21 protein-coding genes are annotated in these 23,425 nt (G+C 62.1%); 12 read left to right on the top strand and 9 right to left on the bottom strand.

The features are described from left to right. Positions 1 to 710: 710 nt before the first annotated feature. From BLW48_RS04340 to BLW48_RS04320, 5 genes are read right to left on the bottom strand one after another with little or no spacing between them, the layout of a single operon-like run. Positions 711 to 1,655: a D-2-hydroxyacid dehydrogenase family protein gene (locus BLW48_RS04340; RefSeq protein WP_093172896.1), complete on the bottom strand. Its 945-nt coding sequence runs from the start codon at positions 1,653 to 1,655 to the stop codon at positions 711 to 713. 17 nt (positions 1,656 to 1,672) lie between these two features. Beyond that, positions 1,673 to 2,032 carry a VOC family protein gene (locus BLW48_RS04335; protein WP_093172894.1) on the bottom strand — a complete coding sequence of 120 codons (360 nt, stop codon included), beginning with the start codon at positions 2,030 to 2,032 and terminating at the stop codon, positions 1,673 to 1,675. Between the two features lie 26 nt (positions 2,033 to 2,058). After that, positions 2,059 to 2,886: an alpha/beta fold hydrolase gene (locus BLW48_RS04330; protein ID WP_177142262.1), complete on the bottom strand. Its 828-nt coding sequence runs from the start codon at positions 2,884 to 2,886 to the stop codon at positions 2,059 to 2,061. 32 nt (positions 2,887 to 2,918) lie between these two features. After that, positions 2,919 to 3,950: an LLM class flavin-dependent oxidoreductase gene (locus BLW48_RS04325; RefSeq protein ID WP_093172890.1), complete on the bottom strand. Its 1,032-nt coding sequence runs from the start codon at positions 3,948 to 3,950 to the stop codon at positions 2,919 to 2,921. A 43-nt stretch (positions 3,951 to 3,993) separates the two neighbouring features. Then, positions 3,994 to 4,479, bottom strand: coding sequence for a flavin reductase family protein (locus BLW48_RS04320; protein WP_093172888.1), 486 nt, complete (start codon positions 4,477 to 4,479; stop codon positions 3,994 to 3,996). Positions 4,480 to 4,609: 130 nt separating this feature from the next. Between BLW48_RS04320 and BLW48_RS04315 the strand changes: the two genes are divergently transcribed. From BLW48_RS04315 to BLW48_RS04300, 5 genes are all read left to right on the top strand, one after another. Beyond that, a complete protein-coding gene (locus tag BLW48_RS04315) occupies positions 4,610 to 5,383 on the top strand; it encodes an IclR family transcriptional regulator (protein ID WP_093172886.1) in 774 nt (257 codons plus the stop codon). Positions 5,384 to 5,468: 85 nt separating this feature from the next. After that, positions 5,469 to 5,774, top strand: coding sequence for a hypothetical protein (locus BLW48_RS34925; protein WP_143047719.1), 306 nt, complete (start codon positions 5,469 to 5,471; stop codon positions 5,772 to 5,774). Positions 5,775 to 5,985: 211 nt separating this feature from the next. Beyond that, complete coding sequence (locus tag BLW48_RS04310; protein WP_093172885.1) at positions 5,986 to 6,759, top strand: IclR family transcriptional regulator; 774 nt, start codon at positions 5,986 to 5,988, stop codon at positions 6,757 to 6,759. Between the two features lie 305 nt (positions 6,760 to 7,064). Next, on the top strand, positions 7,065 to 8,084 hold the full coding sequence (locus BLW48_RS04305; RefSeq protein ID WP_093172883.1) for a Bug family tripartite tricarboxylate transporter substrate binding protein: 1,020 nt from the start codon (positions 7,065 to 7,067) through the stop codon (positions 8,082 to 8,084). Between the two features lie 155 nt (positions 8,085 to 8,239). Then, positions 8,240 to 9,214, top strand: a complete 975-nt coding sequence (locus BLW48_RS04300; RefSeq protein WP_093172881.1) for a tripartite tricarboxylate transporter substrate binding protein — start codon at positions 8,240 to 8,242, stop codon at positions 9,212 to 9,214. Positions 9,215 to 10,002: 788 nt separating this feature from the next. Here the strand turns inward: BLW48_RS04300 and BLW48_RS04295 are convergent. The 4 genes from BLW48_RS04295 to BLW48_RS04280 all read right to left on the bottom strand — a co-directional run bounded on the left by BLW48_RS04295 (position 10,003) and on the right by BLW48_RS04280 (position 14,304). Beyond that, positions 10,003 to 10,821, bottom strand: coding sequence for a phosphosulfolactate synthase (locus BLW48_RS04295; protein ID WP_093172879.1), 819 nt, complete (start codon positions 10,819 to 10,821; stop codon positions 10,003 to 10,005). A gap of 22 nt (positions 10,822 to 10,843) precedes the next feature. Then, positions 10,844 to 11,983, bottom strand: coding sequence for a Bug family tripartite tricarboxylate transporter substrate binding protein (locus BLW48_RS04290; protein ID WP_093172876.1), 1,140 nt, complete (start codon positions 11,981 to 11,983; stop codon positions 10,844 to 10,846). Next, the gene (locus BLW48_RS04285) at positions 11,980 to 13,305 is read right to left on the bottom strand and encodes an arylsulfatase (protein ID WP_093172874.1); all 1,326 of its coding nucleotides are present in this window, start codon (positions 13,303 to 13,305) and stop codon (positions 11,980 to 11,982) included. The genes BLW48_RS04290 and BLW48_RS04285 overlap by 4 nt, the downstream gene beginning before the upstream one ends. 105 nt (positions 13,306 to 13,410) lie before the next feature. Continuing rightward, the gene (locus BLW48_RS04280; protein WP_177142261.1) at positions 13,411 to 14,304 is read right to left on the bottom strand and encodes a LysR family transcriptional regulator; all 894 of its coding nucleotides are present in this window, start codon (positions 14,302 to 14,304) and stop codon (positions 13,411 to 13,413) included. A 395-nt stretch (positions 14,305 to 14,699) separates the two neighbouring features. Here BLW48_RS04280 and BLW48_RS04275 point away from each other — a divergent pair, with 395 nt between their 5' ends. The 7 genes from BLW48_RS04275 (at position 14,700) to BLW48_RS04240 (ending at position 23,387) form a co-directional block, all read left to right on the top strand. Next, positions 14,700 to 15,656: a LysR family transcriptional regulator gene (locus BLW48_RS04275; protein ID WP_093172870.1), complete on the top strand. Its 957-nt coding sequence runs from the start codon at positions 14,700 to 14,702 to the stop codon at positions 15,654 to 15,656. 96 nt (positions 15,657 to 15,752) lie between these two features. After that, positions 15,753 to 17,207, top strand: coding sequence for a sulfatase family protein (locus tag BLW48_RS04270; protein ID WP_093172868.1), 1,455 nt, complete (start codon positions 15,753 to 15,755; stop codon positions 17,205 to 17,207). Next, on the top strand, positions 17,204 to 18,571 hold the full coding sequence (locus BLW48_RS04265) for an FAD-binding oxidoreductase (protein WP_093172866.1): 1,368 nt from the start codon (positions 17,204 to 17,206) through the stop codon (positions 18,569 to 18,571). The genes BLW48_RS04270 and BLW48_RS04265 overlap by 4 nt, the downstream gene beginning before the upstream one ends. Further along, positions 18,541 to 19,518 (top strand): Bug family tripartite tricarboxylate transporter substrate binding protein, encoded by a 978-nt coding sequence (locus BLW48_RS04260; protein WP_093172864.1) that lies wholly within the window; start codon positions 18,541 to 18,543, stop codon positions 19,516 to 19,518. Before BLW48_RS04265 ends, BLW48_RS04260 begins: the two co-directional genes overlap by 31 nt. 902 nt (positions 19,519 to 20,420) lie before the next feature. After that, positions 20,421 to 21,407, top strand: a complete 987-nt coding sequence (locus BLW48_RS04250) for a Bug family tripartite tricarboxylate transporter substrate binding protein (RefSeq protein WP_256330698.1) — start codon at positions 20,421 to 20,423, stop codon at positions 21,405 to 21,407. A gap of 34 nt (positions 21,408 to 21,441) precedes the next feature. Next, positions 21,442 to 22,182 (top strand): dienelactone hydrolase family protein, encoded by a 741-nt coding sequence (locus BLW48_RS04245; RefSeq protein WP_218137490.1) that lies wholly within the window; start codon positions 21,442 to 21,444, stop codon positions 22,180 to 22,182. Positions 22,183 to 22,229: 47 nt separating this feature from the next. Beyond that, a complete protein-coding gene (locus BLW48_RS04240; protein ID WP_256330697.1) occupies positions 22,230 to 23,387 on the top strand; it encodes an alcohol dehydrogenase catalytic domain-containing protein in 1,158 nt (385 codons plus the stop codon). Positions 23,388 to 23,425: the final 38 nt, after the last annotated feature.

Here is a 23,425-nt window from a genome sequence, read left to right as displayed (position 1 = left end):
AGGCTGTGGAGATGCGCTTCGGCGGCGTCCCCTGGTCGCCCCGCTCGGAGTTCCTCTCGGACAATGGCGGCGCCTGCATCGTGGCCCAGACCCGGCAGATCGCCTGGCCGTTGGGCCTGAAGCCTGTCGACATGCCGGGGCCTGGAACGGCATGGCGCACGCTCCGTGGATACGTTGCCGATGCCAAGGACGGTGACGGCTCAAATGGAGGTCGCCTTCGGCCACCTCGATGAGGCGCCCCTCACTTGGCCTTGAAGATGAAATCACCCGGGGAGTTCCGGCTCCCGCAGTTGCGTCATCGCGACCCAGTTGTCGGCGGTGCGCCTGTGTGATCGAACCCCGATCACGTACGACGGCGCGGCCGGCCGCGCCTTCTGAAACTTCGGCTCCAGATGGCGCGGCGATCCCGGCGCAACGCCTGCAGCGCCGGTCGGTTCTTGTCCCGGTGGCGTGTCGGCGCGGTGTCGCACATCGCCCCGCTTCTCCCCCGCTGGTGTTCGTTGGCAGCAGGCGAAGCGTTGGCGCGGCTTGATGCCCAGACTGTGCATTCACCTGAGGCGCGTAATCCGTTGGCGACGGAGGAGGTGGCCGTGGCGACGCAGTTCATGTATCCACGGCGATGCCCGGCGACACGGCGCCGACGGCTTGCAAGCCACGCGCGCATTCCGATCTGGCCAGCGGTGGTGCGCCGGTCGTCGATGCAGCGCGACTCAGTTGGCCAGCCGGATGGGGGTGCCGCGCCGGTAGGCTTCGATGTCCTCCAGAACCGCTTCGTACCAGGTGGCATAGACCTCCCGCGTCACGTAGCCGATGTGGGGGGTCAGAAGGGTGTTTGGAGCCTTGAGCAACGGATGATCAGGGCCGATGGGTTCCTGATTGAACACGTCGACGCCGGCGCCCGCGATCTGCCCGGCGCACAGCGCCGCTGCCAGATCACATTCGTTGACCAAGGGTCCGCGCGAGGTGTTCACGATGAACGCGCTCTTCTTCATCCGAGCCAAATCCGGAGCGCAGACCATGTCACGGGTCTGGTCGCTCAGCCGCAGGTGGACCGAGATGAAATCCGAAGTCTCGAGCAGGGTGTTCTTGTCGACGCACTGGACCCCATGAACATCGGCCCGCTCCTGGGTGAGGTTCGGGCTGAACGCGACAACGCGCATGCCAAATGCACGCCCGATTATTGCGACCTTGGATCCGATGGATCCCAGCCCGATCACGCCCAGGGTGTTGCCCTTCAGGGAGACCCCGACGGTGCTCTGCCATCCGCCTTCGCGAATGGAGGCATCTTCCTGCTTGATGTTGTGCGCGAGCCCGAGCATCAGCGCCCAGGCCAGTTCGACGGTCGCATCTTCTGCCCAATCCGTTCCGCTGACGATGATGCCGCGCACTCGGGCAGCTTCCATGTCGATGGCCCGATTGACCGTACCCGTCGTGACGATCAGGCGCAAGCGGGGGAGATGCTCGATCACGTAACGGGTGAGTTCCGTGCGTTCACGCATGGCTACCACGGCGTCGAACTCGCCGAGCAGGGCGACGAGATTTTCGTCGCCCGTGATGCGCTCATGAAGGAAGGTGACCTCGCATCCCTTCAGGCGCTTCCAGTCCGCCAGATTCTCGGCGGCTCGCTGATAGTCGTCTAACACTGCAATTTTCATTTTTGTACTCGTTGCACCTACGCTTGGCTGGATTTCGCGAAGACCTGAAACAGATTCTTCTCGGGATCCGCGAATGTCATCACCGATCCATGAGCGCCCATGGACCGGGAGGCCATGAGCGTGCCGCCTGCGGCGCGAACCCTTGACTCGATGCCTTCGAGCGAAGGTGCCTCGAAGACGACCACGCTTCCGCGGGAGTTGAGAGGGCCTTCGGCGATCGAGCTCAATGCAAAGTTGGATCCGCCCACGCCGAACTGGCACCACTCAAGCCGGTCTTCGAACTTAACGGACAAGCCGAGCGCGGTGCGGTAGAACTCGCGGCTCTCTTGCATGTTGCGCACCACGGTGTAGACGTTCTGAATTCGTGTTATTTCCATGTTTCCATCCGAAAGTAGGTGTGAGTTCAGGGCGACGAATGCTGCGCCATGAACCGCTGGAGCGAAGCGTTCAAGCGCATGGGGGCTTCCAATTCAAGAATATGACCGCACTGCGCAAATGACTCGAACACGGAGTCTTCCACCTCGCGATGAAGTTTCGCGGCGTGCATATCCGGTGGGCAGACTCTGTCGACTTCACCGGCCAGGAACAGCGTAGGGCGCTTGATCGTGCGGGCCAGCGTCAGTCCATGGGTCGACAGCAGCATCCGTGTCGCGCGCGAGAAGCCTTCCTCGTTCAGGCGCCCCCGTTGTGCGGCCAGCGTTTCGATCACGATGGCCGGTGCGTCATCGGCGACCAGCGTCCGTGCCGGCCGTCCCATCAGGCCTTCATGATCGCGAGCCAGTCGAGTGGTCACGAGCCGCTCGATTTCTTCCGCACTGATCGGCGCCGTGCCGGCGGTTGCTCCGGACAGGCAGAGGGAGTGCACATGCTCGGGGTACCTCCCGGCGAAATCCGCACCGATCAGCGTTCCCCAGGACGTTGCGGCCAGATGCACCTTGCCAAGCGCAAGCGTTTCGATGAACTGGAGCAAGCGGGCGGAATAATCCGAGACCGACGGTGCGGCCGGTGGCAGGCAGGTGCTGCCGCCGTAACCGGGCGCATCCCATGCAATGGCTCTGACGCAGGGCTGCAGTCCTGCGAACTGAGCGCGCGAAGAACTGGAGTTGCCACCGATTCCATGGAGAAAGATCACAGTCTGGTCGCCGCGATCCCTCGACTCCCGATAGGCCACGACGTCGCCAGAGTTTCCAAGCGTTGCTTGCTTCAACGGCGGGAGCTGCGCCTCGATCAAAGCAACCTCGTTCGGAGTCAGAGAGGCCATACTTATGCGCGCGAAAATTCTGCGCTGAGTTCGTCCTTCAGGGCGGCGATTTGCCGCCCGAAGAGCCTAGTCGAGTGCAAAGATTCTTCGTACGTCATGTCACCGAAAGCCATGCGGCACGTCATGTAGTTGACGCCGGACGCCAGCACGTCCTTGCGTACCCATTCACGCACGGTGTCCGGTGCGCCAGCGATGGCAAGGCCCGCTTCCTGGGCGCCTGCGAACGTCGGAGGGAAAGGCAGCGTCGGTGTCGTGCCATGCTTGATCCAGAGGTGAAACAGGCTGCTGCGCCACTTCTGGTACCCGCGCTCCGCAATCTCCAGCGCCTCGCTGTCGGTGTCGGCAACGACCACATGGCGACTGACGCCCATCTCGGGGATCTCGTGCTCGGAATGGCCGGCCGCGTGCCAATCGTTGCGGTATGAATCCGTCAGGCGACGAACGAAGGCGGCCGGCCCGTTGCACACAACATTGATTCTGTTCTCGGCCGCCCATTTCGTTCCACCCGTGGAGCCGAGGCCGTACCAGATGGGCGGAGTCGGTTTCTGGAAGCAGCTGAGTTCGACCGGCACGTCGTTGAACTGGAAATGCTTGCCATGGAAGTTGATTTCCTTGTGGGTCAAACCCATCTGGATGATTTGGTAGGACTCTTGGTAGATTTCCTGTGCGCTGTCGGGGTTCACGCCGTAGTACCCGATCTCGAAGGGGGAAATTCCTCGTCCGAAGCCCAACTCCAGGCGACCGCTGCTCATCTGGTCGAGCATGCAGATTTCCTCGAGCACCCGAATTGGGTGATGCATGCTGAGCGCATAGACCAGCGGGCCGAAGCGCAGGCGTTTCGTCCTTTGCGCAATCGCCGACAGAAAGACGCTGGGCGCGGACGCAATACCCAATGGCGTGGAATGATGTTCGGCCAGGTGATAGGCGTAGAACCCCGCCGCCTCGTAGGCCTCGGCCAGCTTCAGGCGCTGCTCGAACTGCTCGTTCAAAGGCGAGCTGCCGCGGTCCATGTGATCGAAGATAGAAAACTTCATGTTTGCTGTATGTAGGTTTGGGGTTGTCGTGACATTCGGCAGGTCAAGCAGCCAGAAATTCGCCTGACTTGTAGACCAGGGCGAGTTCGTCTCTCTGGTGAACTTCGGTGATCTGGCCAACGAAGATGGTGTGGGTTCCGCAGTCCATCGACTGGACCAAGTGGCATTCAAAGGCGACCAGCGCGTCTTCCAGCAGCGGCACCTCGGATGCACCTGCAATCCATTTGCCGCCTGAGAACTTCTCCTCGGGCTGGGCCTTGGGGTCGGAAAAGTCTCGGGCAATGCCGTCTTGGTTTTGGGCCAAGAAATTGACGGCGAAGCGTTCCGCCGAACTGATCGCGGAATGCGCCCGTCCAGCCTTGTTGACGCAGACCAGAATTTGCGGCGGGTCGGCGCTGACCGAGCAAACGGCCGTCGCAGTCAAGCCGCCGCGACAACCTGCGTACTTCATACTCACAACCGCGACAGCGGAAGGGACTTTCCGCATGGCACTGACGAACGCGGATCGCTGTGGGTTGGCAGTGAGCATAATATTCAACCTTATTGAATTACTGTATAATGTTGATTATTCTAGGGCTCTGGATCGCCAGGGTCAAGCCGGTGTGCGACTGTGTCGCAACTGATGAGGCGGCAGCGGGTGTCAAACAGAAGGCGCAACGATGGCAAAAGGCATTCAGTCGATAGAGGTTGGCTACAGGATCCTGACTGCGGTCCAGGAGGGGCCGGGCGCCGTCTCGCTCAAGGAAATCGCTGCGCGTGCGGGTCTCGCCGGCAGCGCGGCCCACAACTATCTGGTGAGTTTTCTGCGGATCGGCATGGTGACCAGCAGCGGGCGCGGGCAGTACCGGCTCGGCCCGGCCTTGGCATCGCTGGGCATGACGGCCGCGCGCGACGTCGAGCACTTCGATCTGATCAGGGAACGGGCGATCGCCCTGAGCGAGGCGACGGGGCTCGGCACTGCGGTCGTGTCCTGGAGTTCGGCGGGCCCGCTGATCCTGTTTAACAAAGGCGATGTGCGAAACCAGATCTTCGCGCTGCGCAACGGACTCGTTCCCGCGCGCACGACCGCGGCAGGACACGTGTTCGTGACCTACTTACCGCGTGAGCTCACGCTTTCAGTGATCGTGCAGGAGATGGCCGCCGAGGCGGGGAGTGCGGATGAGGCGCAGGCCAAGATCTGGATTGAGGACGTCGCGCAAGGTGTACGCGACCGCGGGTATGCGGTGCTCGAGTTGAGTGGGCTTCCTGGTTACGGCGCGATAGGTGCACCGCTGTGGAATGCTGAAGGGCAACTTGCCAACGTGCTGTCCATCACGGGCCCGTTGAATCTGATGGACCGCACGGCAACCGGCGCACATATCCCTCTTTTGCTCAATGCCGCGCGCGATCTATCGCGGCTCATGGGCGCGCCACCTTCCTTCTGGCGCAACTGAGCTTGGCATCCTGGTCTGGCCGCCAAGACTTCCAAGAGCGATCTGGACAGATCCTCAAAGGCAAGCGTTTGGGAAGCAACTGCCGATGCTGGCAATGACCACAATGACGTCCGGCACCGATTTCGCTGTCAGAACGCCCCGCGTTGCGCCAACCGTCCGATTGAAGTCGCTCGGGGCGCGAACGAACGAGCCGGATTCGCTGCAGACCAGGTTGGCCTTGCGCTCTGCAGCCCATTTCGTGCCCGGTGGAATCGAGAAATGCGGTAGAGGCATCCACGAGAAGAAGCACCCGCGGCGGGCCCATGGTTCATTCAGTGCTCAAAAAGTTCTTTTTCAGATTGAATTGCCGGGTTGGAAAATCGTGCGCAATCCGGTATTGATTTCGGGCTAGAAAATTGACGCTAAAGCATTCCGCCGCAACATCCCGCGTGTTTCGTCCGCACGAATGTGGAATGCTACGGGCTGGCGCCAGACATTAAATTCAAATTAATTGAAAGATTTCTGGGTGCTGATCGTTGTACGGCCCAAGCAGCTCGCGCATCAAGTCACAAACGAGTGACCAGATGCTGATGACGTGACATTGATGATAAATAAGGTGAAAGATGGCAAAAGGAATTCAGTCCATTGAAATTGGCTACAGGATCCTGGCTGCGATTCAGGAGGGGCCGGGTGCCGTGTCGCTCAAGGAAATTGCTGTCCGTGCGGATCTTGTCGGCAGTGCCGCTCACAATTATCTGGTCAGCTTTCTGCGGATCGGGATGGTGCGCAGTACCGGGCGGGGACAATATCGCCTGGGGCCGGCACTCGCATCATTGGGCATGACGGCTGCGCGCGACGTGGAGCATTTCGATCTGATCAGGGAAAGGGCGATTGCGCTCAGCGAAGCAATAGGGCTCGGCACTGCCGTCGTCTCCTGGAGCCCCGCGGGTCCCCTGATTCTTTTCAACAAAGGTGATGTGCGCAGCCAGATATTTGCCTTGCGAAACGGACTCGTTCCCGCGCACACGACTGCCGCCGGACATGTTTTTGCGACCTACCTGCCGCGCGAACAGACGCTTCCCGTCTTGATTCAGGAACTCACGAAGGAAGAGGACCCTTCGAAAGAAGCGCGGGCCAACCTTTGGATCGATACCGTTGCGCCCGTTGTGCGCGAGCGAGGCTGTGCGGTGCTCGAATTGAGCGGAATACCCGGCTATGGCGCGCTAGGCGCCCCAGTATGGAATGCGGAGGGGCAGCTTGCCAATGTGCTGTCCATCACAGGACCCTTGAACCTGATGGACTGCACGCAGACCGGAGCGCACATCCCTCTCCTGCTCGATGCCGTGCACGACCTGTCAAGGCTCATGGGCGCACCGTCATCGTTCTGGCGACGCTGAGCCAACGGACTGTCACGCCATCGGATGTTCCACGGTGAAGGAGTCTGAGCCGAACTGGCTCAGGGGCAGGCCATGCCTGCCATAACCCTCAAGGCTCCCGTCACCCAGGCCGGAGCGCCGCCCGTGGCATCCCCTTCTTGGAGGGCGGGGGATGACTCCGGCGGGAAGTGGCTGTCCACACGACCCCGGGTATCTGAACCAGAAAATCGGTTGTGAAGTTGACCACGCTGCTCTAACATAGACAACATTGTTGTATGATTCAATAGTATTGAATATCTGGGAGTGACACTCTCATTCCGACAGCAATGAAAGGTCGTCGATGGCGACAAAAAATATCAATTTGGAGACTTCAGATGCGGAAATTTTTAATTCAATTGCTGGTCATAACCACGTTAATCCTCGCTGGAGGAACTGCAAGTGCCGAAGACTGGCCAACAAAGCCGATAAAGATGGTACTGCCTGGATCTCCGGGCGGTAGCCCTGATCGGGTCACTCGCATGATTGGGGACCGCCTGAGCAAGATGTGGGGCGTGCCGGTGATTGTGGAAAACCGCCCGGGTGCGTCCACTCGCATTGCTGCCGAATATGTAGTTCATTCGCCTCCAGACGGCTATACGCTGTTGTCCACATTTGGAAGCCATACTATGGCGAAAGTTCTTTATCCGGAGACCAAATACGATCCAGTACAAAGCTTTGAACCGGTGGCGCATGTTGTAGATGCCGAGGTCGTTTTTGTTGTTCGAAGCGATTCCCCCTACCAGACGTTTGCAGATCTTGTGGCCGACGCAAAAAAAAGCAAGAAGCCCGTCTCATATGGGCATTTCGGTATTGGCTCTTCGTTTCATTTTTTTGGTCTGATGCTGGGAAGAGATGCCGGCTTCCCCGTGCTCCCAGTCGCATACCGTGGTGAGTCACTGTCCTTGACAGATCTTCTGGGCGGACAAATCGATTCGAGCTTCATCTCGGTGGGGACAGCCTTGCCGTATATCCAAACGGGGAAAGTCCGGGCTTTGGGGATCCTGTTGCCGAGTCGCTCATCACTCCTGCCAAGCGTTCCCACATTTCCCGAGCTTGGCTATAAGCAATTGAGTGGCGACAGCGGGTGGTTTGGCCTTCTCGCACCCGCACATACGCCAAAGGCAATCGTCGACAAGTTCTCCGCGGCCATCAATTCGATCCTCAAAGACCCTGAAGTGATCAAGTCCCTGAGGGATCAAGGGCTTGCGCCGGTTACCTCCACGCCCGAGGGATTCGCGAAGATTCTGAGAGACGACTTGCAGAAATCCGAATCGATGGCCAAGGAGTTTGACGTCAAGGGGCTGTGAAAGCCCCCGGCGATATTCGCCAATGCGGCGTGCCGTGCACCGCGCGTCTCTGAAGGTATCGGGGACTTTCGGCAGCCGCCCTGACGAATCGGAGCTGCGAACGCGTTCCCGTCAGGTCACCTGCCCACCTCGCGCTAACCAATCGATGGAAGCTCATGAAAACCCTTGTCCAATGCTTGATCGGAGGTCTGCTGATGACCGCCGGTACCGCCTTCGCCCAAAGCTTTCCAAGCAAGCCCGTGGGCTTGATGGTTCCGTATCCCGCAGGCGGCTCCTTGGACGCCGCGGCCCGCATCTTCACCGCGCCGCTTGGCAAGGAACTCGGGCAGCCGGTATTCGTTGAGAACCTGGGTGGTGTCGCCGGCGCCCTGGCGGCCCAGAAGGTGCTTGCAGCGCCCGCCGATGGGTATTACCTTTTCCAAGGCACGCCCAACGGGGTGATCCTGGCGCCGCTGGCCAACACCGCAGTAAGGTTCAAGGCCGAGGACTTCCGCCTCGTGCATCCGGTAACCGAGGGCGTGATGGTGCTGATCGCGCGCAAGGATCTGCCAGCCAACAACATCGACGAACTGATCGCACTGGCACACAAGTCCGGCGACAAGCCGCTGACCTACGGCAGCGTGGGTGTCGGTTCGCTCTACCACCTGATCTTCGAGGACGTTCAGCACCGAACCGGCGTCAACTTGATTCACGCGCCGTACAAGGGCGGTGCGCCACTCCTCCAGGATCTCGGCGGCGGCCGGGTCGACTTCGCGGTGCAGCCCTATAGTGCCATTCTGGACTCGCTGGCCGAGCAGGGACGCCTCAAGGTGATCGGACAGCTCGGCGGGCAGCGTTCGGAGTTGCTCAAGAACGTGCCCACCGTGAGTGAGGGCAAGGAGCTGAAGGGCATTTCATATCACATCTGGAGCGGATTCATGGTGTCGAAGAACACGCCCGAGGAAGTGGTGCAGCGCTTGCACCGAGCGATCGGCGCGACATTGAAAGATCCGGGTGTGCGTTCGCAACTGGCCGCCCAGACACAGTTCGCATCGCCACCCATGTCACTGGCCGAGGCGGCGAAGTTCTACGAAAACGAGATCGCGCGCTATCGCGCGATCGCCAAGGCGATCAACCTGCGACCACAGTAGCCCGCGCAACCGCGCTTCCTTGTCAATCTCGTCGCGGGTTCGGCTGCGCCAAAGAACGTGTTCACGATCTCCGTTGCCAGAGAAAATGGCTGCGGACAGAGAAAATGCACCAGTGCCATCAGCCGGCGGCTAGTTCGCAGAGGCAGAGCCGTCGCAACGCAGCGCGCGCTGGGGCAACATGCCCCGTGCCGGTGGATCTGCATGAGGTGTCTTGCTGATGGGGCGTGTTACCCGTGCCTCTCGTGCGCGTCGCCCAACTGAAAGCGGCTTTGATCCGCCGGCGCGATGCTCGCGCCCGATCGAATGCGCATGCCGCGACATCCCTGCGGCGAAGCAGCGCGCCGCAGGCGTTCGACAACGATCTAGCATGACAAGCAATTGCGACGCGCCATGGCTTCGACCGCTCGTGGGCAAGGTGGACCTGCACGGGGGAACTGACGCCGCGGGGAGTTTTTGCGCGGCAAGCAGGAATTGATTCGGCGCGTTGGCGAAGAAAGACTTGGGTTTCCGATTCCCAATTTCCCACGCCATGTCCTGCCTCTTTTTTCGATCATTTGCCGCGCGCCTGGTGTGTGTTCTGGACGCGTTCGCCTGCGCTGCTGGCGCCTTCGCGTAATCGTCCGGCGTAGACCGTGCGGATCTTGGTTCACCGGGCAGCTCAAGTGCACGTCCTGCGGATCTGAACTGGCCGACGCGGCCGCTGCGCCTCGTCGTCGCTTCGGCGGCGGTTCTCCTCCAGCAATAACACGGGTTGCAGCCTGAGCGGGTAGTTTCTAGCCTCTCCCTTCTCACAACTCCTCGGGGTCGAAGCCGGCGAGACGGTAGGCGCCCAGCGGGTGCGATGTGTCGCCGGCAAAGCCTCGCCGCACTAATTCCGTGAGGTACATCTCATCCCACTCGATGTTGGCCAGGTTCACTTCCGTGCCGAGCTCCTTCACCAGCCAGGCACAGATCTTGTGCTTGTAGTCGCGTGTGACGCCCGGGATCACGACAACTGGCAGTTCGTAGATCAGCTTCTCCACTGGAAAGTGTTTCGTCAACTCGGCGATCAACGCTTCGCGCACTTTGTTGCCCGAGAACAATTCGGATGCCTCCAGAAAGACCCAGTCTGCACCAGCCTCGAGACAGATGTCGACATCGCGGATCAAGGTGACGTCGTCCAGCGCCCCTTCCTTGCGGCCCACTTCACCAAATACCGTCAGACCCTTGTCCTTGGCCAGGCGGATGGCATGGGACTTGTCCTGCGGGCTGAGCTTGAGCAGGTTGTCCGACACCTCGATGCCGCTGAAACCCGTGGCGATCACATCGTCGATGAACTTCTCATAGCGACCCATCTTCAGCGCCAACTCGGCAAACAGACCGCCTGGCGAGGTCGAGATGCCGCAGGCGCGGTATTGCTCGAGCTTGGCGCGCAGCAGTTCGGCGGGCATGAAGCGTGCGATGCCCGCGGCGATCTTGGCAAAGTCGATGTACTCGCCAGCGGACTCGACGGTGTCGGCCTGACGCTGCAGTCCCATGCCCCAGTCGATCATCATTGCCAATCCCCGAGAGCGCGGCTTGGCCTGGCGCTGCGGCACAGGGAAATCACTGAAAGCGGTTGTGATCATGAAAGTCTCCAGTGCTGAAAGTTCAGTCAAGTTGCAAATGCGTTCTTTGCGCGAGATTCTTCCAGCGCTGCTGGTCCTTGATGACGAAGCCGGTGGTCTGTTGCGGCGTCGCGGGTTCCGGCTCGATACCGACTTTGGAAAATCCGTCGATGACATCGGGCTGCTTGAGGATCGCCGCAATGGCTTCGTTGATCTTCTGGATGCGGTCCGCCGAGACGCCGGTCGGCGCGGCCACCACGAACCACTGCGTTGCCTCGAAGCCGGGCAGGCCAGCCTCGGCCATGGTCGGGACATCGGGCAGATTTCTGGATCGGGCTGCTGTGGTGACGGCGTAGGCCTTAAGCTTGCCTGACATGATGTGTGGCAGTGCCGATGTGATGCCCAACACCCCGAGGCTGACCTGGCCGCCGATCACGTCGGTCACTGCCTGCGTGCCGCCTTTGTAGGGGATGTGGGTGATGGTGGTGCCCGCCATCTGGTTGAACAGCTCGCCGGCCAGATGCTGGGCGGTACCGTTGCCGGAGGACACATAGCTGTACTTCTGAGGATTCGCTTTCGCGGCATCGATCAGCTCCCTGACGTTGCCGGGCAACGACTCGACCTTGGTCCCGATCAGCACGGCGGGGCCTTTGCCCATCATGGCCACGCCCACCAGTTCCTTGCCCAACTGGGGAACAGGCCGGTTCGTCACGACCGGGCCCGGCACGGTGATCAGGGTGTATCCGTCGGGCGCCGCCTTGGCGCCGGCCTGAAGGCCAATCGTTCCTGAGGCGCCTGGGCGGTTGTCCACGACGATCGGCTGGCCCAGCATCGCTTCGAGCTTGCGCGCAACCAGTCGGGTGGCGGTATCCGCACTGCCTCCCGGTGGCCAACCGACCACCCAGGTGATCGATTTGGACGGATAGTCGGCCAAGGGCTGCGCCAGAGGTGCGCCGCCGATACCGGCCAGTGTCATGAAGATGGCTGCAGCGCGGCGGTTGATGTGGGGGAAAGAGGGCTTGCGCATGTCGTGTCCTAAATTCCTGGTGGATTGCGGGGCGGGAGGCAGGAAAAACGGCGGCCACGGCTTCAGCTGTACGCCGGCGGTTGTCGGTGGATGACTGCGGTCATGGTTGCCCAGAAGCGCCAGGACGCGAGCCAGCAGGCCATGGGGGTCGCTCATGACGAATCCTTCGCACCTGGCTTGGTGTTGGGGGAGGTTTCCACGCTGTCGTTGAACTCTTTCACCATGCGCAACATGGGCCCGAGCACCCAGGTGTTGAAGACCAGCACATCGGTCTCCTCCTTGGGGTCTCGCGTCAGATTGAAGAGGTAGGGCGATTCCAGTTTGCCCTTGCCTTCGTTCACTTCGGGCTCCCAGTAGAAGTGCAGCTTCCAGTCGCGCCATTTGAGCGCGCGCATCTCTTGCTTGATGTAGAAGATGAACCCCTCGCGGGCGGACTTCTTTTCACCGAGTAGGAAGTTGCGCTGATCGACGCCGTCGATCGGTCGATCGCTTGGCACCTCGCCTTCTGCCACCTTTGCCAAGGTGGTGAAGATGTCGGTGACGTGCACGATTTCGTTGCTGACCACGCCCTGTGCGATGCGGCCCGGCCAACGTGCGATGAATGGCACGCGCAGGCTTCCCTCCATGGCGGTGTGGTACGTGCCTCGCCACGGGCCCGCAGTGCCGCGGTAGGGGGCCCGAAACTCCGGGCCGTTGTCACTGCAGAAGATGAACAACGTGTTTTCGCTGATGCCCAGGCGCTCGACCTCGTCGATCACCTGGCCGACCCTATGGTCCATCTCGGCCATCGAGTCGGCGAAGTCGCCGTTGCCGGTGCTGCCTGCGAAGTCGGTGTGCGGCAACGTCGGAAAGTGCAGATGCACCATCGGGAAATACAGGAAGAAGGGTCTGGCGTGCGCCGTGTGGCGTTGCATGAACTCGCATGACTTGTGCACCAGCTCGGCATCGATCTGGCGGCGCGATTCCAGGTCGTAAAGCTTGACCTTCTGCGATGGCGAGCCGGCGCGGCCTTCCATGATGTAGGGTAGATCAGCCACCGATGGGTCGTAGCCGATGGTGGCGGTGAACTGGCTCTCGTCGGTCGTGCGGGGAATGCCATACCACTCGTCAAAGCCACGGTCGCAGGGATAGCGCCCGGGGGTATCGCCCAGGTGCCACTTGCCGTAATGCGCGGTGGCATATCCTTGTGCGGACAACAGCTGCGCCAGGGTGATTTCCCAGCGGCTCAGGCCTTGCGGCAGGCCGGGCGGGACGGACTGCAGGCAGCCCGTGCGGATCGGGTGGCGCCCGGTCATCAGGGCCGAACGGGTCGGAACGCAGTCGCTTTCGACGTTGAAGTTCTGGAGCAGCAAGCCTTCTTTGGCCAGCCGATCAATCCGCGGTGTCGGCGCGCCGCGCAATGCGCCGCCTCCGTAGCAGCCAAGCTCACCCCAACCAAGGTTGTCGGCGACGATGAGGACGATATTTGGAAGAGACATGGAGACTGGTGAATCGAAATGAAGACGCCGATTTACACGCCAGATCCACGCCAGAGGCATTCCCACCCGACCTTCAGGACATGCCATTGAGGCATATCTTCAGAATCAGCCTCTTTGCTGGAGGAGCAGATCGCGGAAAGTGGACATGAGTGGTGTCCACGTGGCCTGCGGGTGCGACAGCAACACCTGGGTGCGCCTAATGTCCAACTCCGCAATGGGCAGCGGCTGGATCCGGCCCAGCCAGCTGCGCAGTACGGAGGTTGGAACGATCGCCAGCAGATCGGTGGCCATCAGCACACCCATGGCCGCCTCCGAGGTGTAATCCGCCTCGATGCTCACATGCGGCATCGGTGCCCCGTTGCGCTCGAAGATCTGAAAGACATGCCGTCGCGCTGCGCTTTGCGGCGAGGGCATCACCCATCCGAAAGGCGTGAGGTCATTGATCGTGACGCTTGGCAGGCGCGCCAGAGGGTGTGTGACACGCACCGCCACCCGTGTGTGGTCTTCGCTGATGTCGACCTTTGCGCAACTCAGCGACTGACCGGGGTAGGAGGGCACGACGGCTAAGTCCAGTTCGCCATCCTCGACCGCCGCATTCAGCGCATCGGACTTGCCGATCGTCAGCTTGAGCCTCATGGCGGGGCGCCGACGCACCATCTCCGAAACTGCACGCACTGCGGCGCTGTCGGAGGCCGGACTCGTGATGCCGATGCGCAGCAGGCCCGCGTGGCGTGCGCGCAAGTCAGATGCAGCGCGCACCAGCTCGAAATGCTGGGCTTCGAAGCGCTTGGCGGTCTCGAGAAAGAAATGGCCGTTGCTGGTCAACCGCACGCCGTGCACGCCGCGCTGGAGTAGCGGAACGCCGACTTCGTCTTCCAGGCGCTTGATGGCCTTGGACACCGATGGCTGAGTGACGCCGATATGCTCTGCGGCCCGGCTGACGCTGCCAGCGCGCACGACCTCGATGAAGGCGACGATGTCATTGCGGGAGAAACTCATGCCCTGCAAGCATAACAATTGCCTTTTTGCGCATGTCCCGGCATTGTTGTTTTTTGACGCCCCCACCACGGGCGGCCAATGAAGACAATCGCGGGCGTGACCGTGGTGGCCGATCTGATGCTTTCGTGAAACGTCGCAGGGACCGCGCGCAGGCTTCTCGCAACGGTCATCTGCCCACCGATGCATAGCCCTTCCGCGAGCAATCCAAAGAACCCTGCAAGCAGGTAGCTTGGCGACACCGTCCGGATGGGACTCGATGCCCTCGCGGCTGTTGACGATGCCGTTTCTCAGCCGCGAGGCAACCCGCCTTTGCTCGTCAAGAGAAGCCGGCCGGACGAGTGGCTGTTTCGCGGGTGTGGCAGCATCCATCCGACAGATTCGCTCGGCTGCCCCAGATGAACATCACACTGCGCCAACTCAGGTACTTCGTTGAAATCGCGAACAGCCGCAGCTTCTCGAGAGCGGCCGAGCATCTCAGCATTGCGCAACCTGCCCTGAGCCAGAACATCTCGGCGCTCGAGGCTGACCTCGATGTGATTCTCTTCAAGCGCCATGCGCGTGGCGTAGGACTGTCGGACGCTGGCCAGTTGCTGCTGACTGAGTCGGTGCAACTTCTCGCGCGCGCCGATTCGCTGAAGGCGCGACTCGCGGGCCGCGAGGTTAGACCTTCGGGCGTGGTGCGCCTTTCCATCGTGGGCTCCCTCGCTGGCGCGCTGATGGGGCCGCTGGTGCGGGCGATTGCACAGGACTACCCCGACATCGAGTTGACGGTGAGGGAGGGGCTTTCGTCCGAGGTGCGGGCGCAGGTTGAATCGGGCGCGGCGCACCTAGCTGTAATGCCGAGCCCGTCCGAACTGCAAGGCATGGAGTCGCTGCCGATCTTCGAGGAAAGCTTCATGCTGTTCGGCGCGCGCGCCGCCATGCGTCGGCTGCCTCCGGAGATTCCCTTCGCGCAGGTGGCAGCGCTACCGCTGGCAGAGCCAGATCGCGCGCACGACCTGCGCAAGATCATCGAGCGGGTGGCCAACGCGACAGGCCACAAGCTCGACGTCCGCTACGAACTGAACAGCCCAGCGCTGCTGGTGTCAGTCGTGCGCGAGGGACTGGCCTATTCCGTCATGCCGCCAAGCGCCTGTCAGGACGCGGTTACCTCCAAGGCCATCGTGGGGCAACGGGTGGTGACGCCGGAACTCACTCGCATGCAGGCCATCGTCTGGCCGCGCGACCGACCGCTGGGTCTTGCGGCCACAGCCGTGCGCTGCACGCTGATCGACGTCGTGCACCGCCTGCTGCAGGAAGGGCAGCTCCAGGGCCGGATCGCGAGCGCGAGCGCGAGCCATAAGAAAAACTGATCTCGGCGTATGCCGATACAGTATTGGATTCGCGTAGCCGACGCGATCACAGTCTCCAAAAGCGCGGAGCTAAACCGCCGTTGAAGGAGACAAAACATGGCCAAGGCCAAGAACGTCGTGGTCATCATGTCGGATGAACACGACCCTCGGATGATGGGTTGTTCCGGCCACCCGTTCGTCCAGACACCGCACTTGGATGCGCTCGCGAGTCGCGGCCTGCGCTTCAGCAACGCCTATACGCCCAGCCCCATCTGCGTCCCGGCGCGTGCCGCCTTCGCGACCGGCATGCGGGTGCATCAACTCAGGCTCTGGGACAACGCCATGCCCTACACCGGCGAGCAGCGCGGCTGGGGTCATGTGCTGCAGGAGCAGAAAGTCCGTGTCGAGAGCATCGGCAAACTTCACTATCGCAGCGAGGAAGACCCGGCGGGCTTCGATGCCGAGCATCTCCCGATGCACGTCGTCGGTGGCCACGGCATGGTGTGGGCATCCATCCGCAACCCGTTCCGCCCGCGACCGGACGGGCCGCGCATGCTCGGCGAGCGCATCGGTCCCGGCGAGTCGTCGTACACCCAGTACGACCGTGCCGTCACGCAGCACACCCTGGAGTGGCTGGCGCAAGCAGCCCGGGCACAGGGGCAGGGCTTCGTGCTGTATGTAGGCCTCGTCGCACCGCATTTCCCGCTGGTCGCGCCCCAGGCCTTCTACGATCTCTATCCGACCGAACGCCTGCCCGAGCCGAAGTTCCATCCGGGCACGGGCTATGTGCGCCATCCCTGGGTGCAGGAGTATTGCGACTTCATGAACTCGGAGGATCGCTTTACCGATGCCGACGAGCGCAGGCGCGCCTTTGCCGCTTACTACGGCCTGTGCAGTTGGCTTGACCACAATGTCGGCCAGATCCTCGGTGCGCTGAAGTCGGCAGGGCTTGAGGACACGACCTACGTCGTGTACACCTCCGACCACGGTGACAACCTCGGCGCGCGCGGTGTCTGGGGCAAGTCGACGCTCTACGAGGAAAGCGTGAAGGTGCCGATGTTGCTGGCCGGCCCTGGGGTCGCGCCATCGGTCTGCGACACGCCGGTCGACCTGCTGGATCTGTTTCCGACCATCCTGGAAGGCGCGGGTATCGACCCCGAGCCCGAAATGCAAGGGAGGCCGGGTCGCTCGCTGTTCGACATCGCGCGCTCCGAACCGGAGCCCGAGCGGGCGATCCTCAGCGAATATCACGCGGCCGGCAGCAACACGGGCGGCTTCATGCTGCGCCGGGGGCGTTGGAAATACCACTACTACGTCGGCTTCCGACCGGAGCTTTTCGACCTCGAGCGCGACCCGGAGGAACGGGTCGATCTCGCCGCGAGCGCCGAGCATGCGCACGTGCTTGCCTCTATGCACCAGGCGTTGCTTGCGATCTGCGATCCCGATGCAGCCGACCAGCAGGCGCGGGCGGACCAGGCTGCGTTGATCGAAGGCTATGGCGGGGCGGATGTCGCGCACAAGCTCGGCTCTTCCACGTCAACGCCCGTCAAAGTGCCGGTGGTTGCCGGATGAACGTGATCGACGAGCGCTTTCTGACGGACTGGAGCGGTGCGCCGCATGGCATGCCGTGCGAGGTACACCGCCCGAGCACCACAGAGGAAGTGGCGGCCATCGTGCGGCGGTGCCAAAAGGACAATCTGCGGATCACCGTGCAAGGCGGCATGACTGGTCTTGCCGGTGGCGCGGTTCCCTCCGACGGTGACGTGGTGATCAACCTCGGGCGCATGAACCGCATCGAGGAAATCGATGTCCTCGAAGGCGTGATGCAGGTGCAGGCGGGCGCGACGCTGCAGCAAGTGCAGGAAGCGGCGGCGGCGCAAGGCTGGATGTTCGGCGTAGACCTCGGCGCGCGCGGCAGTTGCACCGTCGGCGGCAACGCGGCGACCAATGCGGGCGGCACCCGTGTGATCCGTTACGGGACGATGCGCGATTCGGTGTTGGGCGTGGAGGCAGTGCTCGCCGATGGCTGCGTGATCACGTCGCTAACCCGCCTGGTCAAGAACAGCACCGGTCTCGATCCGCGCTTTCTCTTCATCGGCACGGAGGGAACACTCGGGATCATCACGCGATTGACGCTCAGGCTTCACCCACCGATGGGCGAGGTGGCGACTGCATGGTGCACTGCCGATCGATTCGAGGCGCTACCGGCCTTGCTCCGGTCGCTGAAGAGCCGGCTGGGGTCCGCGCTTTGCGCGTTCGAATTCATGTCAGACCGCTTCGTCCGGCTCGCTTCGCAACTTTGTGAGCAAGACCCGCCCGTCGGTGGCGAGGCGGGGTGGCATGTCTTGATCGAGGCTGCCGGTCCGCTCGGGCAATCAATGGCCGGGCCCCTTGAGGCAGCCTTGTCCGACGCGCTGGAAAAAGAGGAGATCATGGACTGTGCGCTGGCAGCGAGCCTGGCGCATCGCGACGCCTTCTGGCGCCTGCGCGAATCGATTCCCGAAGTGCTGTCGCACCTGAAGCCCGTCGCAGCGCTCGACATCGGCATGCCTTGGTCGGAAACCGCGAGCTACATCGCCCAGGTCGACGCCACCCTGCGGCGGCGCGTCCCCTCGGCCGAGCATCTGTTCCTTGGGCACCTTGGCGACAACAATCTGCACATCATCAGCGGGCCGGTCGACGAGCAGCAACTGCACGAGGTCGAAGAGATCGCCTACGACGCGCTGCGCGGCCGCCATGGCACGGTGAGCGCGGAGCACGGCGTTGGCCGGCTGAAGAAGCCGTTTCTCTCGGTCTCGCGTCATCCGTCGGAAATTGACCTCATGCGACGCCTGAAGCAGGCACTAGATCCGCAACAACTGCTGAATGCAGGCCGGATACTCGATCAAGAAGAAGGAGACACACCATGCAACGCAGAACAGTCCTCGCCGCCTTAGGCGCCTCCATGTTCGGAGCGGCAGGCTCAGCTCTTGCGCAGGGTTACCCGAGCCAGCCCGTGCGAATGATCGTGCCGTACTCCGCCGGCGGCGGCATCGACGCGGTCGCACGCCTGGTGGGACAGGGCTTGGGCGAGGAACTTCACCAGAGCTTCGTCATCGACAACAAGGCCGGTGCGGGTGGCATGGTCGGTGCCGACGCTGCGGCCAAGGCGGCTGCGGACGGGTACACGATCCTCCTGGCCGGCAATCCCGAGCTCACCATCACGCCCTGGCTCCAGGCCAAGGCTTCTTATGCGCCGCTCTCGGACTTCACCCCCGTCGTGCTCGTCTCGCAATCGCCCAACATCCTGGTCTGCAATACGGCGCTCGGTACCAAGTCGTTGCGCGAAGCGTTGAACGCCGCGAAAAACGCCCCGGCCGGCATCACCATCGGCACACCCGGCAACGGGACGCCGCAGCACATTGCCGTGGAGTTGATGCGGTGGCAAACGGGTATGGACATCATGCACGTGCCATACAAGGGGGCCGGGCCGGCCACGGTTGCGGCACTGAGCGGCGAGGTGTCGTTCGCGCTCGTCGGTGCGCCGCCGTTGCTCTCGCATCTCCATTCGGGCAAATTGACGGCATTGGCGGTCACGCAGCCGCAACGCTCGCCGCTGGTGCCCAATGTCCCGACGCTCGGCGAGGCGATCGGCATCATGCGCGACGAGGATTTCGTCGCCTGGTATGGCGTGCTGGTGCCCTCGCGCTCGCCGGCCGAGGTCGTTCAGAAGCTCGAGAAGGCGATGCTCGCGATACTTCAGCGACCGGAAACCCGTGCCAAGCTGACATCCATGGGCACCGACGTCGTGGGCATCTCGGGCGCACAGTTCGCGCAGCGCATGCGGGTCGAGTCGAAGCAATACGGCGACATCATCAAGCGATTCGCGATCAAGGCGACCTGAGGGCCGCGCCCCCCGGGGCCGATGATCATGATGGCGCGGAGGGTGTCCATTTGCAATTCGACGCCCAAGCCTTCAGCCCCGAACACCGCGTCCACGAAGACAGCAGCGCCCAGAGCAGGCAACGAACGAAATTTCTCGGCCTTACTCAAACCGAGCGCAGGCATGTACACGCCTGCTGCAGTTCATCAAATTTGCGCCTGGCGCCAGTGCAAGGCCGCCGGGCAAGGTCTCCTTGCGCAGTCGGGAAAAGGCTTGTGCGACGAGGGCCCTGCCGGTCCCTGCAAGCAATGTGCGCTGCAATATCGCGATGCGCAAATGTGCAAAAAGCTGCTCATGTCCATCTGATGGAAACTTTATGCACCTTCCGTGGGTTGGTGCATAAACTTTCGCATCCGCACTGATTCCATCTGGAGCGCAAGCGACATGAAACTGATTTCTTTCAAGCACAACGGCTGCAGGTCGGCAAGACGCTCTCGATGATGCTGGTTTTCATGAGCGGTAACCTGGATCGGCGTCGCCAACTGGCGCTCCCGCAACTCCGAGCACGCTCGGTCCGTCGTCGTTCGAGGTGAGCGAATGGGGCCAGGGGCCATCCTCGCCAAGCCCGGACCCACGCCTTGAAGGTCGGCGCAACCTGGATACGCGGTCGCAACCACGGAGACGCGATTTTCCACCAGCTTGAGGACATGGAGCAGAACATGGTGGAGGTTCATGCGGACACGCCGCGGCAGGCGAGGCGGCCCCCCGCGTGATCCCTCGACCTCGAGACAAGTGATGAAGACATTGGGACCGAAATCGGGCGCGCGCACCGCGCCGATGCGACCTTCATGCCTGTGAAGGACCGGAGCGCTCATTTCGGCAAGTGAATGCGCCGGCGCCCGAATAAAGAGATGGAGACAACGATGAAATTGAGTGCTACTCGGCTGCTGTGTCTGGGATTTTTCAGCATGCTGCTGATGCAGTTCGCGTGCGCGCAGGACGGCGCAGCAGCCTATCCGACCAAGCCCATCCGGCTGGTTGTCACGTTTCCGCCGGGTGGTGCCGCCGATTCCATGGTGCGTTTGGTCCTTCCTCGCTTGAGCGAGAAACTGGGTCAGCCCATCGTGGTAGACAACAGGCCGGGCGCAGGAGGCAATGTGGGGCTGACTGTGGTCGCGAGGGCTCTTGCTGACGGCCATACCCTGGGGTTGGGTGCCGCTGGCGGCCTGGCTGCCAACGTCAGTCTGTATTCACCAATGCCCTATGACCCGGCCAAAGACTTCAAACCGGTGGGCATGCTCGCTGCGACGCCCTTCGTGATCGTGGGCAACCCGAGGTCTGGCGCCCTCACGCTGAAGGACGTCATCGCGTCTGCCAAGGCAAAGCCGGGCACCATTTCGATGGGCCACGGCGGAAACGGCACGGCCATGCACTTGTCGACGGCGCTTTTCAGGCAAATGGCGGACATTGACCTTCTCGAGATTCCCTATCGCGGCAATGGACCTGCCACCGTCGATGTGCTGGGCGGACAGATTCCACTCGCCATGGTCGATCTGCCGGCATCGCTGCAACAGATCAAGGCCGGAAAGCTGCTTGCGTATGCCGTGACCAGCGCGCAGCGGCTCCCGATGCTCCCTGACGTCCCAACGGTCGCGGAGGCAGGCGTGCCGGGCTATGAGTCGACGGGCTGGTTCGGGCTGGTCGCGCCGACAAACACGCCTGACGCCGTCGTGGTCAAGCTCAACGCAGAGTTGAACGCGGCCCTTGCCGACGAGCGGGTCAAATCCAGTATGCGCAATCTTGGCGCCGAGCCCGCTCCGAGCACACCCAAGGCGTTCGGAGACTACATCGCTGCCGAGACGACGAAGTGGGCCAAGGTCACCAAGGCTGCAAACATCAGGCCCGAATGACGTGCATGCCCGATCCCTTGCAGGAGATGAAGAAATGACTGTTGCGCTGATCGAGAAGGAAGTGGATATCCGCACGGCCGATGGGTCGATGAATACCCTGATCGTCCGTCCGGCGCAGCCCGGGGCCCATCCTGTGGTGTTCTTCTACATGGATGCCGCGGGCAGACGCGATGAACTCAGCGACATGGCGCGCCGGATCGCATCGGCAGGCTACTACACGGTACTGCCGAATCTCTACTACCGCACGACGCCCGAATTCCGCATGAGGTGGAGTGAGACGGGAATCCAGGAAATGCTGCGTCTCATGGAGACATTGACGAACGGTCTGGTCGCCGACGATACCGAGGCGTTGCTGCGCTTCGTCGATGAGCAACCCGAAGCCATGGCGGCGCGGATCGGCGCCGTCGGCTATTGCATGAGCGGCCCCTTCGTGATCGCGGCGGCCGAACGCTTCCCGGATCGAATTGATTGTGCGGCGTCCTTCCATGGTGCCAATCTCGTGACCGACCGCGAAGACTCCCCGCACCGACTGGTCAAGGGGGTGAAGGCCGAGATGTATTTCGGCTGCGCCGAGATCGACAAGTGGGCGGACAAGGCAACGATTGCCACGCTTGCCGCGGCATTGGATCAAGGTTCAGCACCGCACCGCATCGAGTGGTATCCCGGCGCCCGGCACGGTTTTGTTTTCCCGGGGCGCGCGAACGTCTATGACCAGGTGCAGGCGGAGCGCCACTGGGAGCGGCTGCTGTCGCTCTTTGCCCGCTGTCTCAGATAGCGCAGTCGGGCCCTCGCAATGTTCAGACAGGTGTGAAAGAGACAATCATGATCAAAGAGACATCGCTCCCGGAATTCAAGGCCGGTGGCACGATGCGTGTAGCTCGTATGCACGAAATCGGCGCGCCGTTGCAGATCGATACGCTTCCCATCCCCCAACCGGGGCCGACGGATGTGATCGTTGCAGTGAAAGCCTGTAACGTCGTTCCCAATCTCAGGAACATACTGACGCACTGGCCCGCATGGCACCCGGAGATGCCGCTGCCGGCATTGCCGGCATCGTTCGGCCTCGATGCAGCCGGCGTTGTGGCCGCCGTGGGGAACAGCGTCCACGCGTTCCGGCCCGGCCAACGCGTGTATGTCAATCCTGCCACCGGCTGCGGTGGCTGTCGCTATTGCCGCAGCGGCGATATCCTGAACTGCGACAGCTTCACCTACCGCGGCTACTTCGGACGTGGTCCCGCAACGCCGGGGATCTTCAAGCAGTACCCCTTCGGAGGATTGTCCGAATTCGTCGTTGCACCTCAGGCTTGCCTCGTCACATTGCCTGAGACGCTGAAGTTCGAGGAGGCGGCCCGATTCGGGTACCTGGGTACCGGGTACGGCGCGCTGCGAAAGGCCGATGTCCGGCCCGGTTCGACCGTGCTGATCAACGGTATTGGCGGAACGCTCGGTGTCAACACGACCATGATGGCGCTCGCGATGGGCGCCAGCAAGATCCTCGGAACCGGCCGCCGGCAGGCGCCGCTCGATCGGGTCAAGCGCCTGGCGCCTGAACGCATCGAAGTCCTGTCGGTTCAGGATTCCGGCGTCTCCATACGGGATTGGGCCTTGTCGCTCACCGACGGCTATGGTGTCGATGCCGTCGTCGATACCCTTCCCCCGAAGACGCCTGCCGAGTCGACGATGGCGGCCATGCGCGCAATGCGTACGGGCGGGCGGACTGTGCTTCCAGGCGGGATGTCCGAGGCGCTGACCCTCGATCCCTTCTGGGGATTGGCCAAGAATGCCTACCTCATCGGATCCCGCTGGTTCACTGTTGCCGAAGGACAGGACATGGCAACGATGGCCGCTGCCGGCACGCTGGATCTGCGCCTGCTCGATCACAAGCGTTTCGGGCTCGACGACGTCAACCAGGCCATCTCGGCTGCAGCCGAGGCCGACAGCGGCTTTACCAATATCGTCGTGTTGCCTTCGGTGTCGTGACGCCCAGTCCCAAAGAATTCACCCCACACGATCAGGAG

This window comes from Variovorax sp. YR266 (assembly GCF_900107295.1).
Lineage (GTDB): Bacteria > Pseudomonadota > Gammaproteobacteria > Burkholderiales > Burkholderiaceae_C > Variovorax.
Note: the sequence above shows the minus strand (reverse complement) of the source record. Positions and strands in the feature narration are given on the sequence as shown.

Excerpts from the sequence above, each read along its gene's own strand:
- BLW48_RS04340 (WP_093172896.1), bottom strand. The coding sequence starts at position 1,655 with ATGAAAATTGCAGTGTTAGACGACTATCAGCGAGCCGCCGAGAATCTG.
- BLW48_RS04335 (WP_093172894.1), bottom strand. The coding sequence starts at position 2,032 with ATGGAAATAACACGAATTCAGAACGTCTACACCGTGGTGCGCAACATG.
- BLW48_RS04325 (WP_093172890.1), bottom strand. The coding sequence starts at position 3,950 with ATGAAGTTTTCTATCTTCGATCACATGGACCGCGGCAGCTCGCCTTTG.
- BLW48_RS04320 (WP_093172888.1), bottom strand. The coding sequence starts at position 4,479 with ATGCTCACTGCCAACCCACAGCGATCCGCGTTCGTCAGTGCCATGCGG.
- BLW48_RS04315 (WP_093172886.1), top strand. The coding sequence starts at position 4,610 with ATGGCAAAAGGCATTCAGTCGATAGAGGTTGGCTACAGGATCCTGACT.
- BLW48_RS34925 (WP_143047719.1), top strand. The coding sequence starts at position 5,469 with ATGCTGGCAATGACCACAATGACGTCCGGCACCGATTTCGCTGTCAGA.
- BLW48_RS04310 (WP_093172885.1), top strand. The coding sequence starts at position 5,986 with ATGGCAAAAGGAATTCAGTCCATTGAAATTGGCTACAGGATCCTGGCT.
- BLW48_RS04305 (WP_093172883.1), top strand. The coding sequence starts at position 7,065 with ATGAAAGGTCGTCGATGGCGACAAAAAATATCAATTTGGAGACTTCAG.
- BLW48_RS04300 (WP_093172881.1), top strand. The coding sequence starts at position 8,240 with ATGAAAACCCTTGTCCAATGCTTGATCGGAGGTCTGCTGATGACCGCC.
- BLW48_RS04295 (WP_093172879.1), bottom strand. The coding sequence starts at position 10,821 with ATGATCACAACCGCTTTCAGTGATTTCCCTGTGCCGCAGCGCCAGGCC.
- BLW48_RS04290 (WP_093172876.1), bottom strand. The coding sequence starts at position 11,983 with ATGAGCGACCCCCATGGCCTGCTGGCTCGCGTCCTGGCGCTTCTGGGC.
- BLW48_RS04285 (WP_093172874.1), bottom strand. The coding sequence starts at position 13,305 with ATGTCTCTTCCAAATATCGTCCTCATCGTCGCCGACAACCTTGGTTGG.
- BLW48_RS04280 (WP_177142261.1), bottom strand. The coding sequence starts at position 14,304 with ATGAGTTTCTCCCGCAATGACATCGTCGCCTTCATCGAGGTCGTGCGC.
- BLW48_RS04275 (WP_093172870.1), top strand. The coding sequence starts at position 14,700 with ATGAACATCACACTGCGCCAACTCAGGTACTTCGTTGAAATCGCGAAC.
- BLW48_RS04270 (WP_093172868.1), top strand. The coding sequence starts at position 15,753 with ATGGCCAAGGCCAAGAACGTCGTGGTCATCATGTCGGATGAACACGAC.
- BLW48_RS04265 (WP_093172866.1), top strand. The coding sequence starts at position 17,204 with ATGAACGTGATCGACGAGCGCTTTCTGACGGACTGGAGCGGTGCGCCG.
- BLW48_RS04260 (WP_093172864.1), top strand. The coding sequence starts at position 18,541 with ATGCAACGCAGAACAGTCCTCGCCGCCTTAGGCGCCTCCATGTTCGGA.
- BLW48_RS04250 (WP_256330698.1), top strand. The coding sequence starts at position 20,421 with ATGAAATTGAGTGCTACTCGGCTGCTGTGTCTGGGATTTTTCAGCATG.
- BLW48_RS04245 (WP_218137490.1), top strand. The coding sequence starts at position 21,442 with ATGACTGTTGCGCTGATCGAGAAGGAAGTGGATATCCGCACGGCCGAT.
- BLW48_RS04240 (WP_256330697.1), top strand. The coding sequence starts at position 22,230 with ATGATCAAAGAGACATCGCTCCCGGAATTCAAGGCCGGTGGCACGATG.